The organism is Caulobacter sp. BE254 (assembly GCF_031457295.1).
Taxonomy (GTDB): Bacteria; Pseudomonadota; Alphaproteobacteria; order Caulobacterales; family Caulobacteraceae; genus Caulobacter.
Map to the genome: position 1 here is coordinate 152,528 of NZ_JAVDWJ010000007.1, position 22,651 is coordinate 175,178.

Annotated in this window: 21 protein-coding genes; 9 read left to right on the forward strand and 12 right to left on the reverse strand. The window is 68.9% G+C overall.

Going from position 1 to position 22,651, the window contains the following annotated elements:
• Window positions 1–73 precede the first annotated feature (73 nt).
• Entirely contained in the window at window positions 74–778 is a 705-nt protein-coding gene (locus tag J2X41_RS14630; protein ID WP_310082867.1) for a UdgX family uracil-DNA binding protein, read from the forward strand.
• A gap of 151 nt (window positions 779–929) precedes the next feature.
• Here the strand turns inward: J2X41_RS14630 and J2X41_RS14635 are convergent, their stop codons facing one another.
• The 4 genes from J2X41_RS14635 to J2X41_RS14650 form a co-directional block, all read right to left on the reverse strand.
• Entirely contained in the window at window positions 930–2,276 is a 1,347-nt protein-coding gene (locus J2X41_RS14635; RefSeq protein ID WP_310082730.1) for a PepSY-associated TM helix domain-containing protein, read from the reverse strand.
• An 8-nt stretch (window positions 2,277–2,284) separates the two neighbouring features.
• Complete coding sequence (locus J2X41_RS14640; protein WP_310082732.1) at window positions 2,285–4,378, reverse strand: TonB-dependent siderophore receptor; 2,094 nt, start codon at window positions 4,376–4,378, stop codon at window positions 2,285–2,287.
• A gap of 294 nt (window positions 4,379–4,672) precedes the next feature.
• Window positions 4,673–5,332: a TetR/AcrR family transcriptional regulator gene (locus tag J2X41_RS14645; protein ID WP_310082868.1), complete on the reverse strand. Its 660-nt coding sequence runs from the start codon at window positions 5,330–5,332 to the stop codon at window positions 4,673–4,675.
• A gap of 209 nt (window positions 5,333–5,541) precedes the next feature.
• Window positions 5,542–5,745, reverse strand: a complete 204-nt coding sequence (locus tag J2X41_RS14650; RefSeq protein WP_310082734.1) for a UvrB/UvrC motif-containing protein — start codon at window positions 5,743–5,745, stop codon at window positions 5,542–5,544.
• A gap of 98 nt (window positions 5,746–5,843) precedes the next feature.
• Between J2X41_RS14650 and J2X41_RS14655 the strand changes: the two genes are divergently transcribed.
• Together J2X41_RS14655 and J2X41_RS14660 are read left to right on the forward strand one after the other, a co-directional pair.
• Complete coding sequence (locus J2X41_RS14655) at window positions 5,844–7,301, forward strand: MFS transporter (RefSeq protein WP_310082736.1); 1,458 nt, start codon at window positions 5,844–5,846, stop codon at window positions 7,299–7,301.
• A gap of 150 nt (window positions 7,302–7,451) precedes the next feature.
• Window positions 7,452–8,684 (forward strand): cyclopropane-fatty-acyl-phospholipid synthase family protein, encoded by a 1,233-nt coding sequence (locus J2X41_RS14660; RefSeq protein WP_310082739.1) that lies wholly within the window; start codon window positions 7,452–7,454, stop codon window positions 8,682–8,684.
• Window positions 8,685–8,729: 45 nt separating this feature from the next.
• On the opposite strand, the gene J2X41_RS14665 is transcribed toward J2X41_RS14660, so the two are convergent.
• The 4 genes from J2X41_RS14665 to J2X41_RS14680 all read right to left on the reverse strand — a co-directional run bounded on the left by J2X41_RS14665 (window position 8,730) and on the right by J2X41_RS14680 (window position 11,988).
• Window positions 8,730–9,791, reverse strand: a complete 1,062-nt coding sequence (locus J2X41_RS14665) for a Glu/Leu/Phe/Val dehydrogenase (RefSeq protein WP_310082741.1) — start codon at window positions 9,789–9,791, stop codon at window positions 8,730–8,732.
• Between the two features lie 221 nt (window positions 9,792–10,012).
• On the reverse strand, window positions 10,013–11,044 hold the full coding sequence (locus J2X41_RS14670) for an alpha/beta fold hydrolase (RefSeq protein WP_310082744.1): 1,032 nt from the start codon (window positions 11,042–11,044) through the stop codon (window positions 10,013–10,015).
• Window positions 11,041–11,628 (reverse strand): uracil-DNA glycosylase family protein, encoded by a 588-nt coding sequence (locus tag J2X41_RS14675; protein WP_310082746.1) that lies wholly within the window; start codon window positions 11,626–11,628, stop codon window positions 11,041–11,043. Before J2X41_RS14675 ends, J2X41_RS14670 begins: the two co-directional genes overlap by 4 nt.
• A gap of 51 nt (window positions 11,629–11,679) precedes the next feature.
• Window positions 11,680–11,988 (reverse strand): DUF3253 domain-containing protein, encoded by a 309-nt coding sequence (locus tag J2X41_RS14680; protein ID WP_310082748.1) that lies wholly within the window; start codon window positions 11,986–11,988, stop codon window positions 11,680–11,682.
• A gap of 105 nt (window positions 11,989–12,093) precedes the next feature.
• Between J2X41_RS14680 and J2X41_RS14685 the strand changes: the two genes are divergently transcribed.
• Window positions 12,094–12,543: a PaaI family thioesterase gene (locus J2X41_RS14685; RefSeq protein WP_310082750.1), complete on the forward strand. Its 450-nt coding sequence runs from the start codon at window positions 12,094–12,096 to the stop codon at window positions 12,541–12,543.
• 39 nt (window positions 12,544–12,582) lie between these two features.
• Here the strand turns inward: J2X41_RS14685 and J2X41_RS14690 are convergent, their stop codons facing one another.
• From J2X41_RS14690 to J2X41_RS14700, 3 genes are all read right to left on the reverse strand, one after another.
• Window positions 12,583–13,200, reverse strand: coding sequence for a glutathione S-transferase (locus J2X41_RS14690; protein ID WP_310082752.1), 618 nt, complete (start codon window positions 13,198–13,200; stop codon window positions 12,583–12,585).
• 62 nt (window positions 13,201–13,262) lie between these two features.
• The gene (locus tag J2X41_RS14695; RefSeq protein WP_028039926.1) at window positions 13,263–14,543 is read right to left on the reverse strand and encodes a nucleoside transporter C-terminal domain-containing protein; all 1,281 of its coding nucleotides are present in this window, start codon (window positions 14,541–14,543) and stop codon (window positions 13,263–13,265) included.
• A 144-nt stretch (window positions 14,544–14,687) separates the two neighbouring features.
• A complete protein-coding gene (locus J2X41_RS14700; protein ID WP_310082755.1) occupies window positions 14,688–15,431 on the reverse strand; it encodes a calcium-binding protein in 744 nt (247 codons plus the stop codon).
• 309 nt (window positions 15,432–15,740) lie between these two features.
• On the opposite strand from J2X41_RS14700, the gene J2X41_RS14705 reads away from it, so the two are divergent.
• From J2X41_RS14705 to J2X41_RS14725, 5 genes are all read left to right on the forward strand, one after another.
• Window positions 15,741–16,946: an ABC transporter permease gene (locus J2X41_RS14705; RefSeq protein ID WP_310082757.1), complete on the forward strand. Its 1,206-nt coding sequence runs from the start codon at window positions 15,741–15,743 to the stop codon at window positions 16,944–16,946.
• Window positions 16,943–17,710: an ABC transporter ATP-binding protein gene (locus J2X41_RS14710; protein WP_310082758.1), complete on the forward strand. Its 768-nt coding sequence runs from the start codon at window positions 16,943–16,945 to the stop codon at window positions 17,708–17,710. Before J2X41_RS14705 ends, J2X41_RS14710 begins: the two co-directional genes overlap by 4 nt.
• Window positions 17,711–17,730: 20 nt before the next feature.
• Window positions 17,731–18,735: an HlyD family efflux transporter periplasmic adaptor subunit gene (locus J2X41_RS14715; protein ID WP_310082760.1), complete on the forward strand. Its 1,005-nt coding sequence runs from the start codon at window positions 17,731–17,733 to the stop codon at window positions 18,733–18,735.
• A 77-nt stretch (window positions 18,736–18,812) separates the two neighbouring features.
• Window positions 18,813–19,721 (forward strand): SDR family NAD(P)-dependent oxidoreductase, encoded by a 909-nt coding sequence (locus tag J2X41_RS14720; RefSeq protein WP_310082761.1) that lies wholly within the window; start codon window positions 18,813–18,815, stop codon window positions 19,719–19,721.
• 277 nt (window positions 19,722–19,998) lie between these two features.
• On the forward strand, window positions 19,999–21,309 hold the full coding sequence (locus tag J2X41_RS14725) for an outer membrane protein transport protein (protein WP_310082763.1): 1,311 nt from the start codon (window positions 19,999–20,001) through the stop codon (window positions 21,307–21,309).
• Window positions 21,310–21,515: 206 nt separating this feature from the next.
• Here J2X41_RS14725 and J2X41_RS14730 read toward each other — a convergent pair whose 3' ends face one another.
• Window positions 21,516–22,628: an Mrp/NBP35 family ATP-binding protein gene (locus J2X41_RS14730; protein WP_310082764.1), complete on the reverse strand. Its 1,113-nt coding sequence runs from the start codon at window positions 22,626–22,628 to the stop codon at window positions 21,516–21,518.
• Window positions 22,629–22,651 lie beyond the last annotated feature (23 nt).

Sequence of the window (22,651 nt, forward strand, 5' to 3'; positions counted from 1 at the left end):
CCGCTTCGTTCCGTCACAGGCGGGTGATCGGGTCGGGCGGAACCTGTCGGAGGCGAGGTTCATTCCAGACCTGATCGAGGAAGCGCAGAGTCGGACCGAGACCATGGTCGCCGCCCAACCCGCCAAGCCGTCGGAACGCACGCCCAAGGCTGCCCTGAAGCACGCGCACGGCTCGTACGGCGAGGGCGACCTGACCAATCTGGACGCGGTGGCCGCCGGCATCCAGGTCTGCCGCCGCTGCGACCTGTGGCGCCACGCGACCCAGGGCGTTCCTGGCCTTGGTCCGGCCAAGGCGGTCCTGATGATCGTCGGCGAGCAGCCGGGCGACCAGGAGGACCTGCAGGGCGTCCCCTTCGTCGGCCCGGCCGGCCAGCTTCTCGACCGCGCCATGGCCGAGGCCGGCGCGCCGCGCGACCGGGTCTTCGTGACCAACGCCGTCAAGCACTTCAAGCATGAGCCGCGTGGCAAGCGCCGGCTGCACAAGACGCCGGATCGCGGCGAGGTCCAGGCCTGCCGCTGGTGGCTGGACGCCGAACGCCGGCTGGTCCGCCCCAAGGTCATCCTGGCCCTGGGCGCGACGGCGGTGCAGGCGGTGTTCGGCAAGGCCCTGCCGATCGGCAAGACCCGCGGCCAGCCGCTGGCGCTGGACGGAGGCGAGCAGGCCCTGGTCAGCTGGCACCCGTCGTTCATGCTGCGCATCCCCGACCGCGACGCCAAGGACCGCGCCTATGCCGAGCTGGTCGCGGACCTGAGGCAGGCGTGGAAACTGGCGGAGTAGATTGTCATTTCCTATTCCTTGTCATCCCGGAAGCCTCGCAGAGGCTGTCCGGGACCCAGGTGAACCGCAAGGCCTTCGCCCAGTCCCCTGGATCCCGGACAAGCGCTACGCGCTTTCCGGGATGACAACGCTCAAAGGCGGAGGATGGCGGTCAAGCCACCCGCGCCCTGCGCCCTACCCGCGCCCGGCGCTTCTTCAACCAGATGACCACGCCGGTGACGCTCAGCGCCGCGACGACCACGCCGGTCAGCGAGATCAGGATCCGTCCCGGAACCCCCAGGATGCGCCCCGAGTGCAGCGGGAACTGGGCCTGGACGAAGATGTCGGCGGCCGTGCCCTTCCACGGCTGGCGGGCGCCCAGCAGGGCGCCGGTCTTGCCGTCGTAATAGAGGTAGGGCGGACCGACGCCGGCCGCGCCGTGGTCGCCGCCGGGCTCGTGGAAGGCCACGCCGTAGAGGCCGTATTCGGGCGAGTAGAACGCGCTGCCGGCCGGCGCCTTCCAGCCGCGCTTGGCCGCCTCGGCCCGGGCGGTGTCCAGCACCTGGGCGTAGGTGCGGGTGGCGACGATCGGCGAATGGATGTCGGCCGGCTTGCGCAGGTCGAAGGGGCCCGGCGTCACCTTCGAGACCTTGGACATCACCGGATAGAACACCTCGCTGTAAAGGTTCAGCGAGAAGGCGGTGAAGGCCACGGTGAACAGCACGCCCCACAGCCACAGGCCGAAGGCCCGGTGGACGTCGAAGTTGATCCGGTAGGCGCTGGCCGAGGTCTTGATCACCCACGCCGGCTTCCAGCGCGCCCAGAAGCCCTTGGTCGCCTTGGCGCCGCTCCCGCGCGGCGCGGTCTTCTGGCGTGGCGGCAGGGTCAGGTAGAAGCCGACGAAGCAGTCCAGCGTCCACAGGATCGCCACCCCGCCCAGCAGCCAGATCCCCCAGCGGTCGATGCCCCACATCGCCGGAATGTGCAGGGTGTAGTGCAGCACATAGAGGAACGAGACGAAGGTCTCGCTGGTGATCGGCCAGACCGCGCCCCACTCGCGCCGCCCCTGCTCCGCCCCGGTCGCCGGATCGATGAACACCTGATTGTAGTGCGTTTCGAACAGCTTGCCGGTGGCGGGGTTGCGCTTGGGCGAGACCCCGAAGGCCAGGGTCCCGCCCGGCTCGGGGGCCAGGGGCAAGTAGGTCACCTGCACGCGCGGGTCGCGGACCTCGATCTGCCGGGCCAGGTCCAGCGGCGGCAAGGCCGGACCGCCCTTAGACTGGGCGAACATCAGGTGTGGGTTGAGCAGGTCGTCCAACTCGTGGTCCCACGAGATCACCGCCCCGGTGACGCCCGACACGAACAGGAACCCCGCGATGAACAGGCCCACCCAGCGGTGGAGGAAGGTCAGGGCGGGCCGGAGGCTGGGCGGCGCGAACCGGACGGCGCCCGAACGCGCGGGCTTCGAGCCGGCGTCGGGGGCCGCGGCCGGGGCGAGATCCTGGGTTCGCGCGTCCATGGCTATCCTCAGAACGTGTAGGCCAGACGCAGCGACACGCTACGCGGCGCGGCGTAGTACGACTGGGTCCACATCAGGCTGGTCAGGTAGGTCTTGTCGGTCGCGTTCTTGACGTTGAGCGTGGCGCGCACCTGGTCGGTCAGGTCGAGGCCGGCCATCAGGTCGACGACGCCGTAGGCCTTCTGCTCGACCGGCGCGATGTCGACCATCGACACAGCGCTCTGCCAACGCACCGCGCCGCCGACCGTCAGGTTGCGAAGCTCGGGGAAGGTGTAGGTGGTGGTGGCCTTGAAGGTCTTGCGCGGCAGGTACTCGCGATCCTGGCCGTCCTCGCCCTCGACCTTCAGCTGGGTCCAGCCGGCGCTGACCGTCCACTGGTCGCTCAGCGCGCCGGTGGCTTCCAGCTCGTAGCCGGTCACCTTGGTGTCGAGGCCCGCATAGACCGTCCGGGTCCCGTTCATGCCGACGGCGAAGGCCAGATCGTCCTGTTGCGACTGGAACACCGCGCCGGTGAGGTAGAGGCGGTGGTCGAACCACTCGCTCTTGACCCCCGCCTCATAGGCCTTGCCATGCGCGGCCGGCAGGTTCCGGTCGTTGATGTCGCGCTCGGACTGCGGATTGAAGATGTCGGTATAGCTGGCGTAGAGCGAGACGTTGGGGCTGAGGTCGTAGACCGCGCCGACATAGGGGCTGACCTTCTTCTCGTCGCGCGGCGTGTCGGCGCCGTAGGAATAGCCCTTGGACTTCAGCTTCAGGGCGTTGAAGCCGGCCACGACCTTGAGCTGGTCGGTGACGCTGAAATGGGCGGCGGCGTAGAAGCGCGACAGGCGGTCAGTCTGGTCCGAGGCCTGGTACGCGCCGGGATAGGTCGGCTCGGCGACCTGCTGCGAGTCCCACAGGCCGATAGCGGGATAGAGGATCGTGTCGCCCGAGAAGTTCTCCCACTCCTTGCCTGTCGACTTGGAGGTCTGGCCGCCGACCACCAACTGGTGCGTGCGCCCGAACAGCTGGAACGGCCCTGAGGCGTAGGCGTCCAGAATGAAGTTCTCGTACTTGGACGGATAGATGCCGCTCATGCCCTTGACGCCCAGGCCGGTGATCGGATCGGGGTTGTCATAGGCGTAGAGCAGCTTGGCGTTCTCGTTGAAGCGCTTGTAGGTGCCGGTCGCCTTGAGCTCCCAGCCGTTGTCGAACCGGTAGTCCAGCTCGGTGAAGGCCGTCTGGTCCTTGACGTTCCAGTAGGTCCAGTCGGCCGAGGTCGAGGCCGAGCGCGGATAGTCGACCTTCGTGCCGTCCTTATAGAGCAGCGGCAGGGCGCCCCACAGCACGCCCCGCGAGCGGTTGTCCTGCAGCGCATAGCCGGCGGTGGCGGTCAGCTTGGGCGTGACGTCCCAGGCCAGCAGGGCCGAATAGACGTTGCGGTTGACGTGGTAATGATCGAGGTACGAGCCCCTGTCCTCGTTGGCGTAGATCAGCCGGCCGCGCACCGTGCCCGTCGCGTTCAGGGGCCCCGAGACGTCGGCTTCCAGCCGGTAGTCGTCCCACGAGCCGTACTGCAGCGCCGCGTTGGCCTTGAAGGTGTCGGTCGGACGCTTGCGCACATAGTTGACGGTGGCCGACGGGTTGCCGGTGCCGGTCATCATGCTGTTGGCGCCGCGCACCACCTCGACCCGGTCGAACAGCACGGTGTCCAAATCGCCGAACTGGATGCCCCAGATCAGCGGCAGGCCGATGCCGTCGACCTGGAAGTTGGTGATGTCGAAGCCGCGCGAGTTGTAATAGGTGCGGTCGGTCTCGACCTTCTCGACATTGACCCCGGTCACCTGGGCCAGCAGGTCGTTGACGCTGGTCAGGCCGAAGTTCTGGATCCGGGCCTGGTCGAGGATCGTCACCGACTGCGGCGTCTCGCGCAGGCTCATGTCCAGGCCGGTCACCGCCGAGGTGCGAGTGCGCGCCCCGGTGACCACCACGCCGTCCACCTGGTTCTCGGCCGCGCTCGCGTCGGCCGCGGGCGCGGTCTCCTCAGCCTGGGCGACGGCGGCGGAAGACAGGGCCAGGAGCGCGGCGCCGACCATCAGCAGGGCGCGCGGAGAGGAAATCATGGACGGTCTCGCTTGCGAACAATAATGAGTCGCAAGTGCAATAGTAGGTATGGGCGCGACCTGTCAAACCGTCACCCGGCGTTGCACGACATTTGTGGGATGAGAGACGCGAGGTGCAGGCTCGCCCGGGAGCGGTCGAAAGCTTGGGCCAACCCAAGGCGCCGCCCCGGAAGCCTCGCGAAGGCTATCCGGGACCTAGGGACCCGGCGCGCTGCGACGCCCCGGGGACCGGCCTTTCGCTTGGCTACGGCCGGGATGGCGACATCTGGGGGTGTTTCGATCGAGCCCGGAGCGTCAGGCCGAGAACCCCGCCTCGGCGAAGGCCAGCATGCGCTCCAGCAGGGCCTCGACATCGGCTTCGCTGGTCGCGCCTTCCGACAGCACGTTCAGGCGGTCGAACTCGGCGAAGCGGTTGTTGTGCAGCATGCCGAGCGTGAAGTGCAGCCGCCAGTAGATCTCCTCGGACGGAAGATCCGGGCGCGCCTTGAGCAGGGCGTCGGAGAAGCGGCGCAGGTGGGTGACGTCGGTCTGCAGCACCTTGCGGATCTCGTCGGTGCCCTCGCTGCGGGCCCGGATCAGGAACTGCAGCGAGATGCGGCGCTCGTGGTCCGGCGCCAGCCACTTCAGCGGCGGGGTCAGCAGGGCGGCCAGGATCTCGCGCACCGGCGGACTGCCCTCGTGACGGTCGGTCGCCTCGTGCAGCTTCTTGGCCCGCTCGCGGTTCAGCTCGACCGTGCGCCGACGGAAGATCTCGTACAGCAGCGCGTCCTTGGAGCCGAAGTGATAGTTCACCGAGGCCAGGTTCACGCCGGCCGCGGCGGTGATGTCGCGCACCGACACGTTTTGAAAGCCGTGCAGCGCGAACAGGCGCTCGGCGGCGACGAACACTAGGTTCTTGGTGACGGCTTCGTTGTCGGCGCCCTCGACGTCGGTTTCTGGCGCGGTGGTGACGATCGCGCCGTCGCTCTTCGGACTCACTACGGTATCCCCTTTACCTACGGGGAAGTCTTACGGCCGTTCGAATTTGGCGCAAGCGTCAAGATGGAACGCCGACGGAGGAATTCTGGGGGCGGCGCCAGGATGGCGGCAAACGCTCTCGATTTCGGCGCCGCGCCCGCGTTTGGCGCGCTGGTCAGGAGTAATCACGACCGGCGGCGCGGCGGTCAGCCCGGGCCGGCCTTCTGCGCCTCGCGTTGCCTGAAGTAGGCGGCCTGCGGGCCATCGGCGCCGGGCTGCTCCAGGATCTTCAGATCGCGCCGGATCTGGTCGACCTGGGCGCGCAGGACCGAGGCGGTTTCGAAGTCCTCGGCGGCGACGGCCTGGGCCATCTCCTCCTCCAGTTCGGACAGATGGTTTTCCTGGGTCATCATGGGCTCCGGGCGAGCGCTGGACTCTGAGAACGCGCGAGACGCCGAATCGGAACCGCGGCTTGAGATCGGCGGCGGGCGAGCGTAATCCGCCCGTCGTGTCCACCGATCAGCCCGCCCCTTCGCCAGACCCGTCGGTTCTCGGGACCCGGCTGATCTCCCTGGCCGTGGCCAGCGCCTTGCTGATGGAATTCATCGACTCCACCGCCCTGTCGACCGCCCTGCCCACCCTGGCCCACGCCTTCCGGGTCGACCCCATCCACCTGAAGCTGGCCCTGACCTCCTACATCCTGGCCCTGGCGGTGTTCACCCCCGCCAGCGGCTGGGCGGCCGAACGGTTCGGGGCGCGGCGGGTGTTCATCACGGCCATGGTCGTGTTCCTGGCCGGTTCGGCGCTGTGCGGCCTGTCGCGAAACCTGGAGGCGCTGGTCGCCTCGCGGATCCTGCAGGGGATCGGCGGGGCGATGATGACCCCGGTCGCCCGGCTGATCGTGGTCGGCTCGACGCCCAAGGACAAGCTGATCCGGGCCATGGGCTGGTTCACCATGCCCGCCCTGGTGGGCCCGCTGATCGGCCCGCCCCTCGCCGGCCTTGTGCTCAGCGTCGCCGACTGGCCGTGGATCTTCTACCTGAACCTGCCGATCGGCGTGCTGGGCATGACGGCGGTGATGCGCTTCGTGCCCCGGGGCCTGCCGAACAAGGAAATGGGCCGGTTCGACACCCTGGGCTTCCTGCTGTCGGCCCTGGCCATCAGCGGCCTGGTAGTGGTGGCCGAGACGGCGGGCCTCTCGTTGCTGCCGCCCTGGGCGCAGGCGACCGTGGTGGCGTTGTCCGTAGGGGCCGGCTGGCTATACCTGCGCAAAGCCAAGGTCACGCCCCGGCCGATCCTCGACCTTGGCCTGCTCAAGTACCGCACCTATCGCGCCAGCCTGCTGGGCGGGACGTTCGTGCGGCTGGGGATCGGGGCCAGTCCGTTCCTGCTGCCATTGCTGCTGCAGGTCGCCCTGGGCTGGAGTCCCCTGAAAGCCAGCGCCGTCACCCTGGGGACCGGGGTCGGCACCCTGATCGCCCGGCCGTTCGCCGCCGCGGGCCTCAAGCGCTTCGGCTTCCGCAGCTCGCTGGCAGTGTTCGTGGTCGCCACGGCGATCCTGACCGCGGTTCCCGGCTTCTTCACCCTGGCGACGCCGATGGCGGTGATGGCCGGGGCCCTGTTCCTGGCCGGCTTCGCGCGCTCCAACCAGTTCATCGCCGCCAACACCATCGCCTATGCCGACGTGCCCCAGCCCAGGGTGGCCGCGGCCTCGACCCTGGCGGCTGTGAGCCAGCAGGTGGGCCTGGCCCTGGGGGTCAGCTTCGGCGGCCTGATGCTGCACGTGGCGCGCGGCCACCAGGCCCACCTGACGCCGGACCGGTTCACCTGGCCGTTCGTGGCGATCGGCCTGGTGACGCTGCTGGCCTTGCCGGTCTATCTGCGGCTGGATCGCGACGCGGGGGCGGAGATCTCGGGACGGGTCCGCGCGACGGACCCCCTCTCCCAAAGGCCTTCGGACCGCTGACATCGGCGACAGGTGTTCCGAGACATCCGTGACGGTCGGCCCCCAGCGTTGCTAGACGCGACGTCCCGCGAACCTTGGCCACAATCCGGCCGTCATACGGCCGGCTGATGCGACCTTCTCGCCATCGCGCGCCAAGCCGGGAATCGTCTGATGGGGTTAGCCGCCGCCCTCCTGCGCAGGGGACTGGGATCGCTGGTCCGCAGCGGAAACCTGACGCTGGTCCTGCCGGACGGCGAACGGCTGACGTTCGGCGACGGGACAGGCGATCCGATCGTCGCGCGGCTGACGGACCCGGCCGCGGTCCGCGCCCTGCTGCTGGACCCGGACCTGCGCACCGGCGAACTCTTCACCGACGGACGGCTGATCATCGAGACAGGGAACGTCTACGACTTCCTGTCGCTGGTCCTGCGCCACGGGGGCGAGACCCCGCCCTCGGCGATCGTCAAGACCATCGACCGGCTGCGCACCGCCACCCAGCTCTGGCGGCAGAAGAACGATCCGGGCCTGGCCCGTCGCAACGTGTCCCACCACTACGACCTGGGCGACGCGCTCTACGCCCTCTTCCTGGATCCGGACTGGCAATATTCCTGCGCCTATTTCGAGCATCCGGGCCAGAGCCTGGCCGACGCCCAGTTGGCCAAGAAGCGGCACATCGTCGCCAAGCTGCTGGTCGAGCCGCACCACAAGACCCTGGAGATCGGCTGCGGCTGGGGCGGGCTGGCGCTGTACCTGGCCGGCGTCTGCGGCGTGACGGACGTGCTGGGCGTGACGCTCTCCAGCGAACAGATCGCCCGCGCCCGGCAGCGCGCCTCGACCGCCGAGCTGGCCGAGCGCGCCCGCTTCGCCCTGACCGACTATCGCGCCGTGACCGAGACCTTCGACCGCATCGTGTCGGTCGGCATGTTCGAGCACGTGGGCCTGGGCAACTACGACCAGTTCTTCGAGACCTGTTTCGCGCGGCTGGCTCAGGACGGCGTGATGCTGCTGCACACCATCGGCTGCTCGGACGAGCCCAGCGTCACCAATCCCTGGATCACCAAATACATCTTCCCCGGCGGCCACCTGCCCTCGCTGTCCGACATCGCCAAGTCGGCCGAGCGTTCGGGCCTGGTCGTCACCGACGTCGAGGTGCTGCGCCTGCACTACGCCGAGACGCTGAAGGCTTGGCGCGAGGCGTTCATGGCCCGCCGCGACGAGGCCGCCCGCCTGTTCGACGAGCGCTTCTGCCGGATGTGGGAATACTACCTGGCCATGTCCGAGACGGCGTTCCGCCACGAGCACGTGGTGGTCTTCCAGCTGCAGCTGGCGCGGCGGCAGGAGAACGTGCCCCTGACCCGCGACTACATCGCCGCCGCCGAGGCCGCGCTCCGCGCCCGGGAGTAGGCCCGCCACGCTTGGCGCGGGTCCGCCTTCTCCCCAGGGGGCGAGTTAGGAACGCGCCGCCGCGATGCGGGCGCGGGCGATCTCGTCGGCGACCAGGTTGGCGGGGCGCTTGTCGACCAGCGAGTGGTCCAGCACCTCGCCCAGGGTCTGGGCCAGGCGGTCCAGCTTGGTCGCCACCCAGTCGGGGTCGAAGGCCGCGCCGGCTTCCAGAGCCCGGATCTCGCCGGCCACGTTGATGATGCCGCCGCCGTTGATCACGTAGTCGGGGGCGTAGAGGATGCCGCGCTCGAACACCGCCTCGCCGATGGTCTTGTCGGCCAGCTGGTTGTTGGCCCCGCCGGCGATGACCTTGACCTTCAGGCGCGGCAGGGTCGTGGCCGAAATCGCGCCGCCCAAGGCGCAGGGGGCGAAGACGTCGGCCTCGACGTCGAAGATCGCGTCGGTCGAGACGATCCGAGCGCCGGTCCTGGCTGCGACTTCGTCCAGGGCGTGCTGGTTGACGTCGGCGATGATCAGCTTGGCGCCGGCGGCGTGAAGCTTCTCGGCCAGATAGGCGCCGACGTGGCCGACGCCCTGGATGGCGACGGTGACGCCGTTCAGGTCGCGGTTCAGGGCGCGCTGGACGCACAGGCGCACGCCGCGGAACACGCCCTCGGCGGTGACGGGCGACGGGTCGCCCGAGGCGGCCGCATGGCCTTCCAGGCCGGCGACGTAGCGGGTGGCGCGGCGGGTGGCGACCAGGTCGGCCGGCGACACGCCGACGTCCTCGGCCGTCCAATAGCGGCCAGCCAGGCTGTCGACGGCGCGGCCGAAGGCCTCGAACAGCTCCGGCGTCTTCTGGCTGCGGGCGTCGCCGATGATCACGGCCTTGCCGCCGCCGAAGTCCAGGTCGGCCATGGCGTTCTTGTACGACATGCCGCGCGACAGCCGCAGAGCGTCGGTCACGGCCGCGTCGGCGCTGGCGTAGTCCCACATCCGGCAGCCGCCGGCCGCCGGGCCGCGGGCGGTGGAGTGGACGGCGATGATCGACTTGAGGCCGGTTTTTTCGTCAAAGAACGCGTGAACGCCTTCGTGTCCCTCGAAATCCGGGGAATCGAACAAGGTCATGCCGTCAGTCCTGCCCTAGTCAGAAAGTTTGCGCGCGGTGTACGCTGGTGAGGGCTGGGTCACAAGGCCTCAACTCACCACATCCCTAAACCGCTCATCCCGGCGAACGCCGGGACCCAGATCCCAAAGCGGTGTGGAGGATTGGAGGGACTCAGCGTTCCTGGCGTCAACCACGCCGCCATTCCATCTGGGTCCCGGCATTCGCCGGGATGAGCGGATTCTTATTGTCTCGAAGCCTCCGATCGCACCACGTTCGGCGCGGTCGGCGCCCCGGGGATCGGCGGGGCGCCGGACGGCAGGTCGGCCAGCGGGTCCTTCAGGAACGAGGCCGCGTCGGTCCACACCACCTGGGCCTGCCGGTCGACCAGCAGCAGGTGCCAGCCGTTGGCGTAATAGGCCGAGCGGTCGTCGGGCTTGAGCCGCCGGGCCGCCTCCATGGTCGGCTCCTTGGGGATGATGTGGTCGTTGGCCCCGTAGAAATAGGCGATCGGGACCTGGACCTTGCCCAGCGACGCCCAGGCCTTCTCCATCAGCCCGACCAGGCCGTAGAGGGTGTCGGAGCGCGCGCCCCAGATCATCAGCGGGTCGCGGCCCATGCGCCGCAGTTCGTCGATGTTGTCGGTGGGCTGGACGTTCTTGACCAGCCATTCGGGCGGCTTGACCACCCAGCCGCGCGTGGTGTGGGCGGTGATCCACAGGCTGGTCTTGTAGGGCAGCGGCTGGTTCGACCAGCCCCAGACGGCCGGCGCGAACAGCAGCAGGCGCTCGGCGGCCGGCGGCCGGTCCGAGGCCATGGCGACGATGGCCAGCGCCCCGCCCATGCTCTCGCCGGCCAGGGCGACCTTGGCGTCCGGATGGGCCTCGCGGACCAGGGCGACGGCGGTGCGGATGTCCTCGATCACCAGGTCTGGCGGGGCCCAGACGCCGCGATCGGGCGAGCGGCCGAAGCCGCGGATGTCGATGGCGTAGGTGGCGATCCCCTGCCCCGCCCAGAACGGCCCGGCCAGGTGGAAGGCGTTCGAATAGTCGTTCATGCCGTGCAGGGCGATGACCACATGGGTGACCGGCTGCCCCTCGGGCGGCAGCCACTTCATCATGCCCAGCTTCTTGCCGTCGAAGCTGAACAGGCCGCCCTCGTCCAGCCGCGGGCCGCGATAGCCCAGCTGGCCCGGCCCCGGATGCTGGATGACGGGGGCGCAGGCGGCCAGGCCAGCCGCGCAGGTCGCCCCGAGAAGGAGAGTCCGACGGTTCATGTTCCCAGAATGCCCGCCACTCGGCGGCGAAGATAGGGCGCGACCTCGGCCTCGAACCACGGATTGCGCCTGAGCCAGCCGGTGTTGCGCCACGACGGGTGCGGCAGCGGCAGCACGCCCGCCTCGATGTGGTCGCGCCAGGCGGCGACGGTGTCGGTCATGTTCGCCTTCATCCGCTCACCCAACGCCCAGGCCTGGGCATAGCTCCCGACCAGCAGGGTCAGCTCGACCTTGGGCAGGGCCGCCAGCAGCGGCTTGCGCCAGAGCGCGGCGCAGCGGGGCGGCGGTGGATAGTCGCCGCCCTTGGGGTTGGTCCCCGGAAAGCAGAAGGCCATGGCCGCCACCCCGATCTCGGGACGGCCATAGAAGGTCTCGCGGTCGATCCCCATCCAGTCGCGCAGGCGGACGCCGGACGGGTCGTTGAACGGCAGTCCGGTCTCGTGCACCAGCCGCCCCGGCGCCTGGCCGCAGATCAGCAGCCGGGTCTCCGGGCTGACCCGCACCACCGGCCTGGGCGTGTGCGGCAGGTACGGCGCGCAGGCCCGGCAGGCGGCGATCTCGGCGAGGAGGACGTCCAGCGGCATGGGGCTCAGGTAGAGCGGTGACGAGGCAAGGCAAGCTTGAGCGCTTGCGGTCTATGCCTCGCCGCCCTCTTCGCTCGCGGAGTCGTCGACGACATCCTCGAAGCTCGTCGGATCGCCGTCCATCCGCAGGCGCAGCCGGTAGACGCCGCGGAATTTCTCCGGATTCACCGGCTTGTTGTGGCGCAGGATGACGATCTTGCCTTCGCGGGCCAGCTCGATGGCGTTGGTCCGCACATGGCCCAGCACCCGCTGCCAGCGCTCGGGCTCGATGGCCTTGGCGACCGACATCGGGTCGATGGACTTGCCGGCCGCCACGGCGGCCAGCTGGGAAAGGATGGTGTCTTGGATCGGGGTGGTCATGGCCGGAGGGATGCCACGAATCCGTCAGCAGCGCGAGGGCGGCCGCTTGCCTCCGGCGCCGCGCGGCCTTAGCTGCATCCTCAAAGACAACGAAGGGGACCGACCATGGACGGCGGCAACGAGATCTGGGACGGCCCCAAGCTGGTGACCGACGGCGAATGGGCCGGCTGGAGCACCTGGGCGGGCATGGACGCCTTCGAGGACCAGACCGGACCGTTCTATTTCAAGGAAGAGAACGGCGTCGTCCGCAGCGCCTTCCGCGCCGAGGCCCGCCACATGAACGGCGGCGGCTTCATGCACGGCGGCTGCATGATGACCTTCGCCGATTACTCGCTGTTCGCCATCTCGTGGGCCCACCTGAAGGACGTGCGGGCTGTCACCGTCAGCCTGAACGGCGAGTTCCTGGGCCCGGCCAGGCCCGGGGACCTGGTGGAGTCGACCGGCGAGGTCACCAAGGCCGGCGGCTCGCTGCTGTTCGTGCGCGGCCTGGTGTCGACGGGCGGCGCGCCGATGCTGAACTTCTCGGGCGTGATCAAGAAGATCCGGCCGCGTTAGAACTGGACGGGGACAGGCGCATGCGCCTGTCCCCAACCGTTAAACCCCCGCCTTCGCCGCCGGCCGGGCCATCATGCCCTCCAGCCAGCGCTTGACGTTGACCAGCTCCGGATCGGGCCGGAAGCGGACCATCCGGGCGAAGTCGAGCGCCGTCGCCGCCAGGATGTCGGCGATGGTCAGCCGCTCGCAAGCGATGAACGGGCTGTCGGCCAGGCGGCGGTCCAGCATCGCCAGGCCCTTCTCGGCGGTGGCGCGGCCGTTGGCGGCCAGTTCGGGGACCTGGGTCTCGATGGCCGCCAGGGCCGGATGGGCGTGACGCACCGCCATCATCAGCGGGGTGGCGACCATCATCTCGGCGCGGCGCGACCACATCTCGACGACGGCGACCTCGGCCGGGTCCTGGCCGAACAGGTTGGGCTCGGGATAGCGGCTCTCCAGATAGCGGCAGATGGCCACCGACTCGGTGATGGTCCGGCCATCGTCCATTTCCAGGGCCGGCACGTTGGGCAGGCCCGCCCTGGCCAGGTATTCGGGCGTGCGGTGCTGGCCGCCGAAGATGTCGACGTCGACGACCTCGATGTCCTCGATCCCCTTCTCGGCCATGAACCAGCGCACGCGGCGGGGATTGGGCGCGCGGCGGCTGTCATAGAGCTTCAAGGCAGATCCTCCCGGCTTGCGACCGGGAGGATGCTTCGGTTCCGCGGCGGAAGGAAAGGCCCTTACAGCCCGAACCAGGCCCGCGGCATCAGGCCGATCAGCGAGCCGGTCAGGCAGGTGGCCAGGAAGCCGGCCATCATCGCCTTCCAGACCAGGCCCAGCACCTCCTGCCGGCGCTGGGGCACCAGCACCGAGAAGCCGGCGACGTTCATGCCCACCGAGCCGATGTTGGCGAAGCCGCACAGGGCGTAGGTCATGATGATCCGGGTGCGCGGATCCAGCAGTTCGGGGCCGGTCTTGGCCATCTGGATGAAGGCGGTGAACTCGGTAAGGATCAGCTTGACGCCCAGCAGGCCGCCGGCGCTGCCAGCCTCCTTCCACGGCACGCCCATGGCCCAGGCCAGGGGCGCGAAGATCACGCCCAGGATGCGGGCGATGCTCAGATGCTCGCCGCCCACCATCGGCAGGGCGAACAGGATCTTGTCGACCATGGTGGCCAGGGCGATGAACACGATCAGGGTGGCGCCGACGTTCAGGGCGATCTGCAGGCCGTCGGTGGTGCCCTTCATGACCGCGTCGATCGAGCTGCCGTAGGTCTTGTCCTCCTCGGCCAGGTCCAGGTCGTCGGACTTTTCGCTGGGGTCGCCTGGGACCATGATCCGGGCCAGCAGCACGCCGGCCGGGGCCGAGATCAGCGAGGCGGCCAGCACGTGGGCGGCGGCATTGGGCAGCACGTCGTGCAGGATGGTGGCGTAGGCCACCATGGTCGAGCCGGACACGCAGGCCATGCCGACCGCGATCAGCATGAACAGCTCCGAGCGGGTCAGGCGCTCCAGATAGGCGCGGATGAAGATCGGCCCCTCGATCTGGCCCATGAAGATGGTGGCGGCGGTGGCCAGGGCCGGCGGGCCGCGCAGGCCCAGGGTCTTCTGGAACAGGAAGCCCAGGCCCTTGGCCAGCCACTTCAGGATGCCCCAGTGCCAGAGCAGGGCCGACAGGGCGCAGACCACCAGGATCACCGGCATCACCCGGAAAGCGAACAGGAAGCCGGCCCCCGGATTGGTCTCGGTATAGGGCGGCGCGGTGCCCGACAGGTAGCCGAACACGAAGTTGGTGCCCGCCTGGGTCGACGAGGCCAGGCCCTCGACCGCGCCATTGACGCCCTGCAGCGCGTCGCGCATGGCTGGCAGCCGGAACAGAACGAAGACCAGGATCAGCTGGATGGCGATCGCGCAGACCGCCAGCACCAGCGGGAAGCGCCTGCGGTTCTCGGACACCAGCCAGCAAAGGCCGAGGATCAGCGCCACGCCCGCCAGGGCCTGGACGTTCTCGGGAAGGAAGATCAAGACGGAAGACCCTAAATGAGCGACGCACCCCCGCGACGCAGCCAAGGGACCAAATGACTATGAATGGGGGGCGCGGCGCAAGCGTAATGCTTGCCAAACCGCGAGGGTCGAGCGATCTGCCCCACCCTCGCGCCAGGCGCTTCACGCCGCCACGTCGACCGACGGCGTCGCCGAGCCAGTGGAGCCGGCCAGGCTGCTGGCCAGCTGGCCGAGCAGCTTTCGCATCAGGTCCGAAGCGTCGCTGGCGACGTCCGATCCCAGTTGGTCCGTCGCCGAGGTCAGGGTCTGGAGCAGTTCGTCGGCCGTCACCACCCCGTCGCCGTTCAGGTCGGTCGGGTCGGTCGAGGCGCTGGTGGAGGACCCGCTGGCTTCCGAACCCCCACCGGGCGGCGGGCCGCCAGGTCCATGCGGGCCGCCATGCGGCGGCTTCATCGCCTGGAACTCGTCCAGCGACAGGGCGCCGTCCCCGTCGGCGTCACCACTCGACACCAGGTTGGACGCCATGTCCGCGGCGCTGGGCGCGTCGGCCGGCAGGTCGGACGGGGCGTGGGCGGCCATCGCCGTGGCCAGTTCGTCCTGGGTCACGGTTCCGTCGCCGTCCGCGTCCGCGTCGGCGAACATCGAGGCGGCGCGGTCGCTCCGGTCCGTCTGCTGGGCGTCCAGCAGCGACGCCAGTGTATCGGCGCCGAAACCCTGGCTCGACGAGGACCAGCCCTGCATCGGCGGCGGCGGACCGTTCCTGCCGCCCGCCGGCACGTTCTGCCCGATCTCGGCGAAGGGGTCGTTGGACGCCGAGTCGCCGTCCCCGGCCTGGGCCGAAGCGGACGCCCTCACCTGCAGCAACTGCTGCAACAGCGAAGAAGACCCGATACTGGAGATGGTCATCTGTCTCTCCTTGGAAGAAGGCGCGTCGGCCCTTGCGCCGACGCCCGCGCCGACAGCCGACGCGGCAGGCTAGGTGCGAAAAACATGCCCTGTTTCAGCTTGTTGCGACCTCGACACAGTGAACTAAGCCGGCCAAACCCAGAATGGGATGGGCAAACTTGACCGGACCGCAGGGGGCGCCGCGCCGGCGAGAAAACAGGCAAGGCGCTGCTTCTGGAGATCGCCGATCGCGCCTTACCCCGATTTAACTTGGCCGCTTGAAGTTCACCGGGCATTGCTGCAACCCTGGATTTGGGGAGCGTTGCGAGCATGTCGTTGGCCTTGGCCACACTGTTGTACGAGTGGCGTCGCTACATGGCGGCCGTGGTCGCGCTGGCCTTCTCGGGTTTGCTGGTGCTGGCCCAGGTCGGCATCTTCGTCGGCATCGGCAAGGGCTTCACCGCCCAGATCGACCGGGCCCGCGCCGACATCATGGTGCTGGGTCCCGGCGCAAAGGCGCTGTTCGGCGGTCCCTCGGGCCTGCCGCGCCGGATGATCCCCCTGGTCTACACCCATCCCGAGGTGCTGCAGGTGGCGCCGCTGGACGGCTCCGGCGGCCGCTTCCAGAACATCCAGTCGCCCGAGGAGCAGGCCAAGGCCGACGCGCGCGCCAAGCAGGCTGGTAAGGGCGGCAAAGGCGGGGGCGGCGGCAGCGGTCGCAAGAGCGAGTTCGTCAATGTCACGGTGATCGACGCGATCCCCGGCTTCGTCACGGTGCCGACCGACTATACGCTGAGCATGGTCGAGGCCCTGCGCCAGCCGTACTCCGTGGCCGTCGACCAGACCGCCCTCAAGCGCCTGGGCGTCAAGAAGGGCGACAAGGCCCTCTACAACGGCAAGACCATCACCATCGGCGTCGTCACCCACGGCTATCCCAACATCATCCAGCCGACCCTGGTGATGTCGCGCGACACCCTGCGGATGCTGGGCGAGGCCGACACCGGCCAGCGCGTCGGGCCGCTGATGGTGCAGATCCGCGACCCGGCCCGCGCCGAGATCGTCGCCGCCCAGCTCAACAAGAAGGGCGACGGCAAGTTCCGCGCCTGGACCCGCCAGGAGCTGGCCGACGCCAATTCCGGCGCCATGCTCGACGACCAGATCATCGGCATCATCCTGGGTTTCTCGGCGTTCCTGGGGCTGCTGATCGGCGTGGTGATCACCTGGCAGACCCTGCGCGGGGCAATCATGGCCAATATCAAGGAGTTCGCCAGCCTGCGCGCCCTGGGCGTGTCGATGGGCGACCTGCGCAACATCGTCATGGAGCTCAGCTTCTGGGTGGGGATCGTCGGCGTCATCGCCTCGGCCGCCCTGACCTGGCTGGTCTCGCTGGCGGCCACCGCCGGCGGGGTGCCGATGTCGTTCCCGCCGATGCTGGTGGCCGTGGTCGCCGTGTTCCTGATCGTCATCGCCATGGTGTCGGGTTTCCTGTCGCTGGGCGTCCTCAAGAACAGCCAACCCGCGGACCTCCTGCGATGAACGCTCCCGTCTCGATCAAAAGCCTCCGCAGCTTCACCCATGGCGAAAGCGCCCTCACGGCGAAAGGCCTGGTCAAGCGCTTCAAGACCGGCCGCACGTTCATCGAGGTGCTCAAGGGCGTTGACTTCGACGCCAAGCACGGCGACGTGACCATGGTCATGGGCCCGTCGGGCTCGGGCAAGTCGACCCTGGTGGCGGCCCTGTCGGGGCTGCTCAAGCCCGACGAAGGCAAGGTCAAGGCCCTCGAGGCCGCCGACCTGTGGAAGCTGTCGCCGGGCAAGATCGACAAGTTCCGCCTGGACCACTGCGGCTTCATCTTCCAGGGCTTCAACCTGTTCCCCGCCCTGACGGCCAAGCAGCAGGTAATGACGGCCCTGAAGTACCAGGGCGTCGGTCCTGGCGAGGCCGGGCGTCGCGCCCAGGCGGCGCTGGAGTCGGTGGGCCTGGGCCCGCGCGTCAACCAGCGTCCGTCCGAGCTGTCGGGCGGCGAGAAGCAGCGCGTCGCCATCGCCCGCGCCCTGGCCAAGAATCCCAACCTGATCTTCGCCGACGAACCGACCTCGGCCCTCGACGGCAAGAGCGGCGAGATCGTCATCCGCCTGCTGCGCCAGGCCGCCACCGAGCGCGGCGCGGCGGTGATCTGCGTGACCCACGACCCGCGGCTTGAGGCCTATGCCGACCGCGTCATCCACATCGAAGACGGTCTGATCCTGGACGACGTGCGCAGGACGCCCGACGCCAATCCGCCGTCGCTCAGCCACTGAATTTCTTGGGGAAGTTGTCCATGCCCGCGTTCCTGCGCCGTCCCGCCTTCTGGATCATCATCGCGGTCGTCGTGCTCGGCGGCGGCGGGTTCTTCTTCGTGAAGAGCCAGGCGGCCGAGAAGAAGAAGAAGCTGGAGGCCGCGGCTGTCCAGGAAGAGCCCAGCCCCTACGCGGCCATCGCCAACGGCAAGGCCGACATCGAGGGCGGCATCATCCAGGTGGCCGCCCGCCGCCAGGGCATCGTCCGCGACGTCATGGTCCAGGAGGGGCAGGACGTGGTGACCGGCCAAGCCCTGGCCAAGCAGGAGGACGACGACGCCCGCCTGGCGGCCGAAACCGCCAGCGCCAGCCTGAACTCGGCTCGCGCCCAGCTGGCGCTCTACCAGGTGCAGCTGCGCACCAGCCAGCGCGAGTACAAGCGCCTGCAGAACCTGTCGGCCTCGAACTTCGTGGCCGGCCAGCGCCTCGACGCCGCCCAGGACCAGATCGCCACGGCCACCGCCAACATCCAGGCCCAGCAGGCCGCCATCCAGGTCGCGACCGCCCAGTTGGCCCAGGCGCGCTACAACCAGGAACTGACGGTGATCCGCGCGCCGGCCGACGGCCGCATCGCCCGCCGCTACGCCAATCCCGGCGCCGGCGCCTCGACCCTGAACGTCACCCCGATGTTCGACCTGGAGCCGCGCACCGCCCGCATCGTCCGCGCCGAGATCGTCGAGGCAGACATCCCCAACGTCACCCTGGGCCAGGAAGTCGAGATCCAGCCGGAAGGCGATCCGACCAAGACCTATGTCGGCAAGGTCCTGCGCCGCGCGGCCGTCTACGGCGCCCGCAAGCTGGCTTCGGACGACCCCAGCCAGCGCAGCGACGACCGCGTGGTCGAGGTGGTGGTCAGCGCCGACGGCGCGCCGATCCTGGTGGGCCAGCGCGTGCTGGTGAAGTTCATGAAGCCCGGCCAGAAGGCCGGCGTGAAGCGCGACCAGCCCAAGCCGCCGATCGCGGGTGGCGACAAGAAGAAGGCGTAGGCCTCCTCTCTTGACGCCCCCTCCCCCGCGCCGCACAAACGCGACAAACCAAACGCGCGTTTGAGGGAGATGAGAGCATGGCGGACGAGATCCGGTTCGATGGTCAGGTGGCGATCGTCACGGGGGCCGGCGGCGGCCTGGGCCGGCAGCATGCGCTGGAGCTGGCGCGGCGCGGAGCCAAGGTGGTGGTCAACGACCTGGGGGCCAGCGTCGACGGCTCGGGCGGCTCATCCGACGCGGCCAAGGCGGTCGTCGCCGAGATCGAAGCCTTCGGCGGCCAGGCCATCGCCCATGGCGCTTCGGTGACCGACGACGCCGGCGTCGCCGACATGGTCAGGACCACGATGGAAAAGTGGGGCCGGATCGACATCCTGGTCGCCAACGCCGGCATCCTGCGCGACCGCACCCTGAGCAAGATGGAGCTGGCCGACTTCGAGGCGGTGATCCAGGTCCACGTGTTCGGCACGTTCAAGCCGATCAAGGCGGTCTGGGACATCATGAAGGCCCAGAACTACGGCCGCATCGTCGTGACGACCTCGTCCTCGGGCATGTACGGCAATTTCGGCCAGAGCAACTACGGCGCGGCCAAGATGGCGGTGCTGGGCCTGATGAACACCCTCAAGCTTGAGGGCGCCAAGAACAACGTCAAGGTCAACGCCATCAGCCCGGTCGCCGCCACGCGCATGACCGAAGGCCTGATGCCGCCGGAGGTGCTGGAGAAGCTGAAGCCGGAATACGTCACCCCAGGCGTGGTCTATCTGGTGTCGGAAGACGCCCCCACCGGAGCCATCCTGACGGCCGGCGCCGGGGCCTTCGCCCTGTCGCGAATCTTCGAGACGGAAGGCGTCTATCTCGGCGAAGGCGGCCTCTCGGCCGAGGAGGTCCGCGACAGCTGGGACAGGATCACCGCCGAGCCCGACCAGAAGGCCTATTTCAACGGCGGCGAACAAGGCGCGAAGTTCTTTCGCAAGTTGGCTGGCGGCTAATTTCCCCTGCGAAGCGGAGATCTTGAATTGTGACGCGAAAGAAGGTGGCGTAGATTTCCCTTACGTCAGCTTTTTCGCGTCCTTTTCAGGCAACTTCGAGCGTAACTGACGGAACATCGAAATATAGATCGTGTTCAACGCTGACATTCTTGGACGCTCTGCACAAAATTCACCGTTTTGCGAATAAATAGCAACGGTTTTTGACTGGATGCGTTAGAGCGACGGCAACCGGCGCCACCAAGGGCGCCGGAGCTTCCTCCCCAGAAGGTCGTCTTTCATGTCCATTACGCGTATCTCCCTCGCCGCCGGCGTGGCGCTCGCCGCCCTGGCTGCGGCTTCGCAGGCCTCCGCCGCCGCCTTCTACCTGCAGGAACAATCGGTGCGCGGCGCCGGCCGGGCCTATTCGGGCGAAGTCGCCGACCGCGGCGCCGCCAGCCTGTGGTGGAACCCCGCCTCGATCGCCGGTCTCGACAAGAACGAGATCTATGGCGGCGTCCACCTGGTCCAGGTCGACTCGCAGGTCAACAACGCCGGCTCGACCCTGACCCGTCCGGTCATCCCCGGCGGCCTGACCACCCCGGTCGGCGGCGAGCCCTATGCCGGCGGTCCGATCAACAACGGCATCGTCCCCAACCTGGCCGGCGCCTTCCGCGTCAACGACAAGCTGGCCCTCGGCCTGTCGGTCGCCGCGCCCTACAACTTCACCACCGACTACAACAGCCGCAGTTGGACCCGCTACGACGCCCTGAAGTCGAACCTGAAGACCATCGACGTCAACGGCGTGGTCGCCTACCGCGTCAACGACATGCTCGACCTGGGCGTGGGCGTTTCGGCCCAGTACACCGACGCCGAACTGTCCTCGGCCCTGCCCAACCTGTCGCCCCTGCTGCCCGACGGCTCCTCGTCGCTGAAAGGCGACGGCAACTGGGACTATGGCTGGAACGTCGGCGCCCAGTTCCACGCCTCGCCGGCCCTGACGATCGGCGCCTCGTACCGCTCGGAGATCAAGCACAAGCTGGACGGCCACGTGGTGGTCTCCGGCCTGCTGGGCCCGCTCGCCGCCGCCAATGTCGATACCGACGGCAAGGCGACGATCACCACCCCGTGGATGGCCAACCTGGGCGCCCGCTGGCAGGTGACGGACAAGACCACCCTGAACGCCTCGGTCTCGCGCATCGGCTGGAGCGAGTTCGAAAAGATCGTCGTCACCTATCCGAACGGCGGCACCGTCAGCCAGCAGAACTACAAGGACACCACGACCGTGGCCGTCGGCGTCGACCACGACGTCAACGACAAGCTGACCCTGCGGGCCGGCGTGCAGTACGACCCGACCCCGACCCCGGACATCGGCCGCACCGCCCGCGTGCCGGACGGCGACCGCATGCTGTACGCCATCGGCTCGACCTGGAAGGCCACCGACAGCATCCAGTGGGACGCGGCCCTGTCGTACATCAGCTTCGACGACACCAAGATCAACCGCACCGAGACCATCTATCCCGGCACCGCGGCGGCGACGACCCTGAACCTCAAGGGCGACGTCGGCGGCTCGGCCGTGGTCCTGTCGACGGGCCTGCGCTGGAGCTTCTAGGCTTCGGCGTGAGTTGACCAGGAAGAGGCCGTCCGGAGCGATCCGGGCGGCCTTTTTTCTTTTGATCCTCCCCCTGTGGGGGAGGTGTCGGCGAAGCCGACGGAGGGGGGATTTATAGGAGAGGGGTCGATCCCGGATCGACGATCCCAAAACTCCCCCCACCGGCCTTCGGCCGCCTCCCCCACAGAGGGAGGTCCTATGACGAATTACCCCTTCACCCCGTCCCACAGCGCCTTCGCCGCCGCCGCGAACGCCTTGGCCGCGGCGCTGTCCGGCGCGCGCAGCACGACGGGCGTCCCGGCGTCACCGGCCTCGCGCACGGCGATCTCGATCGGAACCCGGGCCAGGACCGGAACGCCCAGGGCCTGCGCCTCGGCCACGCCGCCACCGGCCCCGAAGATCGGGATCGGGGCGCCGGTCGCCGGGTCGGCGAAGAAGGCCATGTTCTCGATCAGGCCCAGGATCGGGGTCGCGGTCTTGCCGAACATCGCCGCCGCGCGCCGGGCGTCGATCAGGGCGATCTCCTGGGGCGTGGTCACCAGCACCACGCCGTCGATCCGCAGCTTCTGGACCAGGGTCAGCTGGATGTCGCCGGTGCCGGGCGGCAGGTCGACGACCAGCACATCCATCGGCGCGGCCTCCGAGCCCCAGGCAACGTCGTGGATCATCTGGCGGACGGCGGACGAGGCCATGGGGCCGCGCCAGATCATCGCCTTGCCTTCGTCGACCAGGAAGCCGATCGACATCAGTTTGATGCCGTGGGCCTCCAGCGGCTGCAGCTTGCCGTCCTCGAAGCTGGGTTCGCCGTCGATCCCCATCATCCGCGGGGCCGAAGGACCGTAGACGTCGGCGTCCAGCAGCCCGACCCGCAGGCCCTGGGCGGCGAAGGCGCAGGCCAGGTTGGTGGCCACGGTGGACTTGCCCACCCCGCCCTTGCCCGAGGCGACGGCGATCACGTGCTTTACATGGGCCGGTTTCTCGGCCTCCGGGGGCGGAACCAGCTTGGCCTGGCCGTCTTCGGAAACCTTGGCCCCCTTGCGCACCCGCGTCGCGCCCTCGACCGCCTGGGCGGTCAGCACCACCTGGGCGACCTCGACGCCCGGCAGGCCGGCCAGCACCTTTTCCGCCGCCTCGCGCACCGGAGCGTAGGTCGCGGCCTGGGACGCGGGCACCTCCAGCATGAAGCCCGCGCGGCCGGCGCGCACGACCAGGCCCTGCACCAGGCCGGCCGCCACCAGCCCCTGGCCGGAGACCGGATCGACGACCAGATCCAGCGCCGCGCGGGCGTCGTCGAGGGTGGCGGGCGAAGCTGCGGTCACGGGATTGTCTTGCCTTGTTCTGC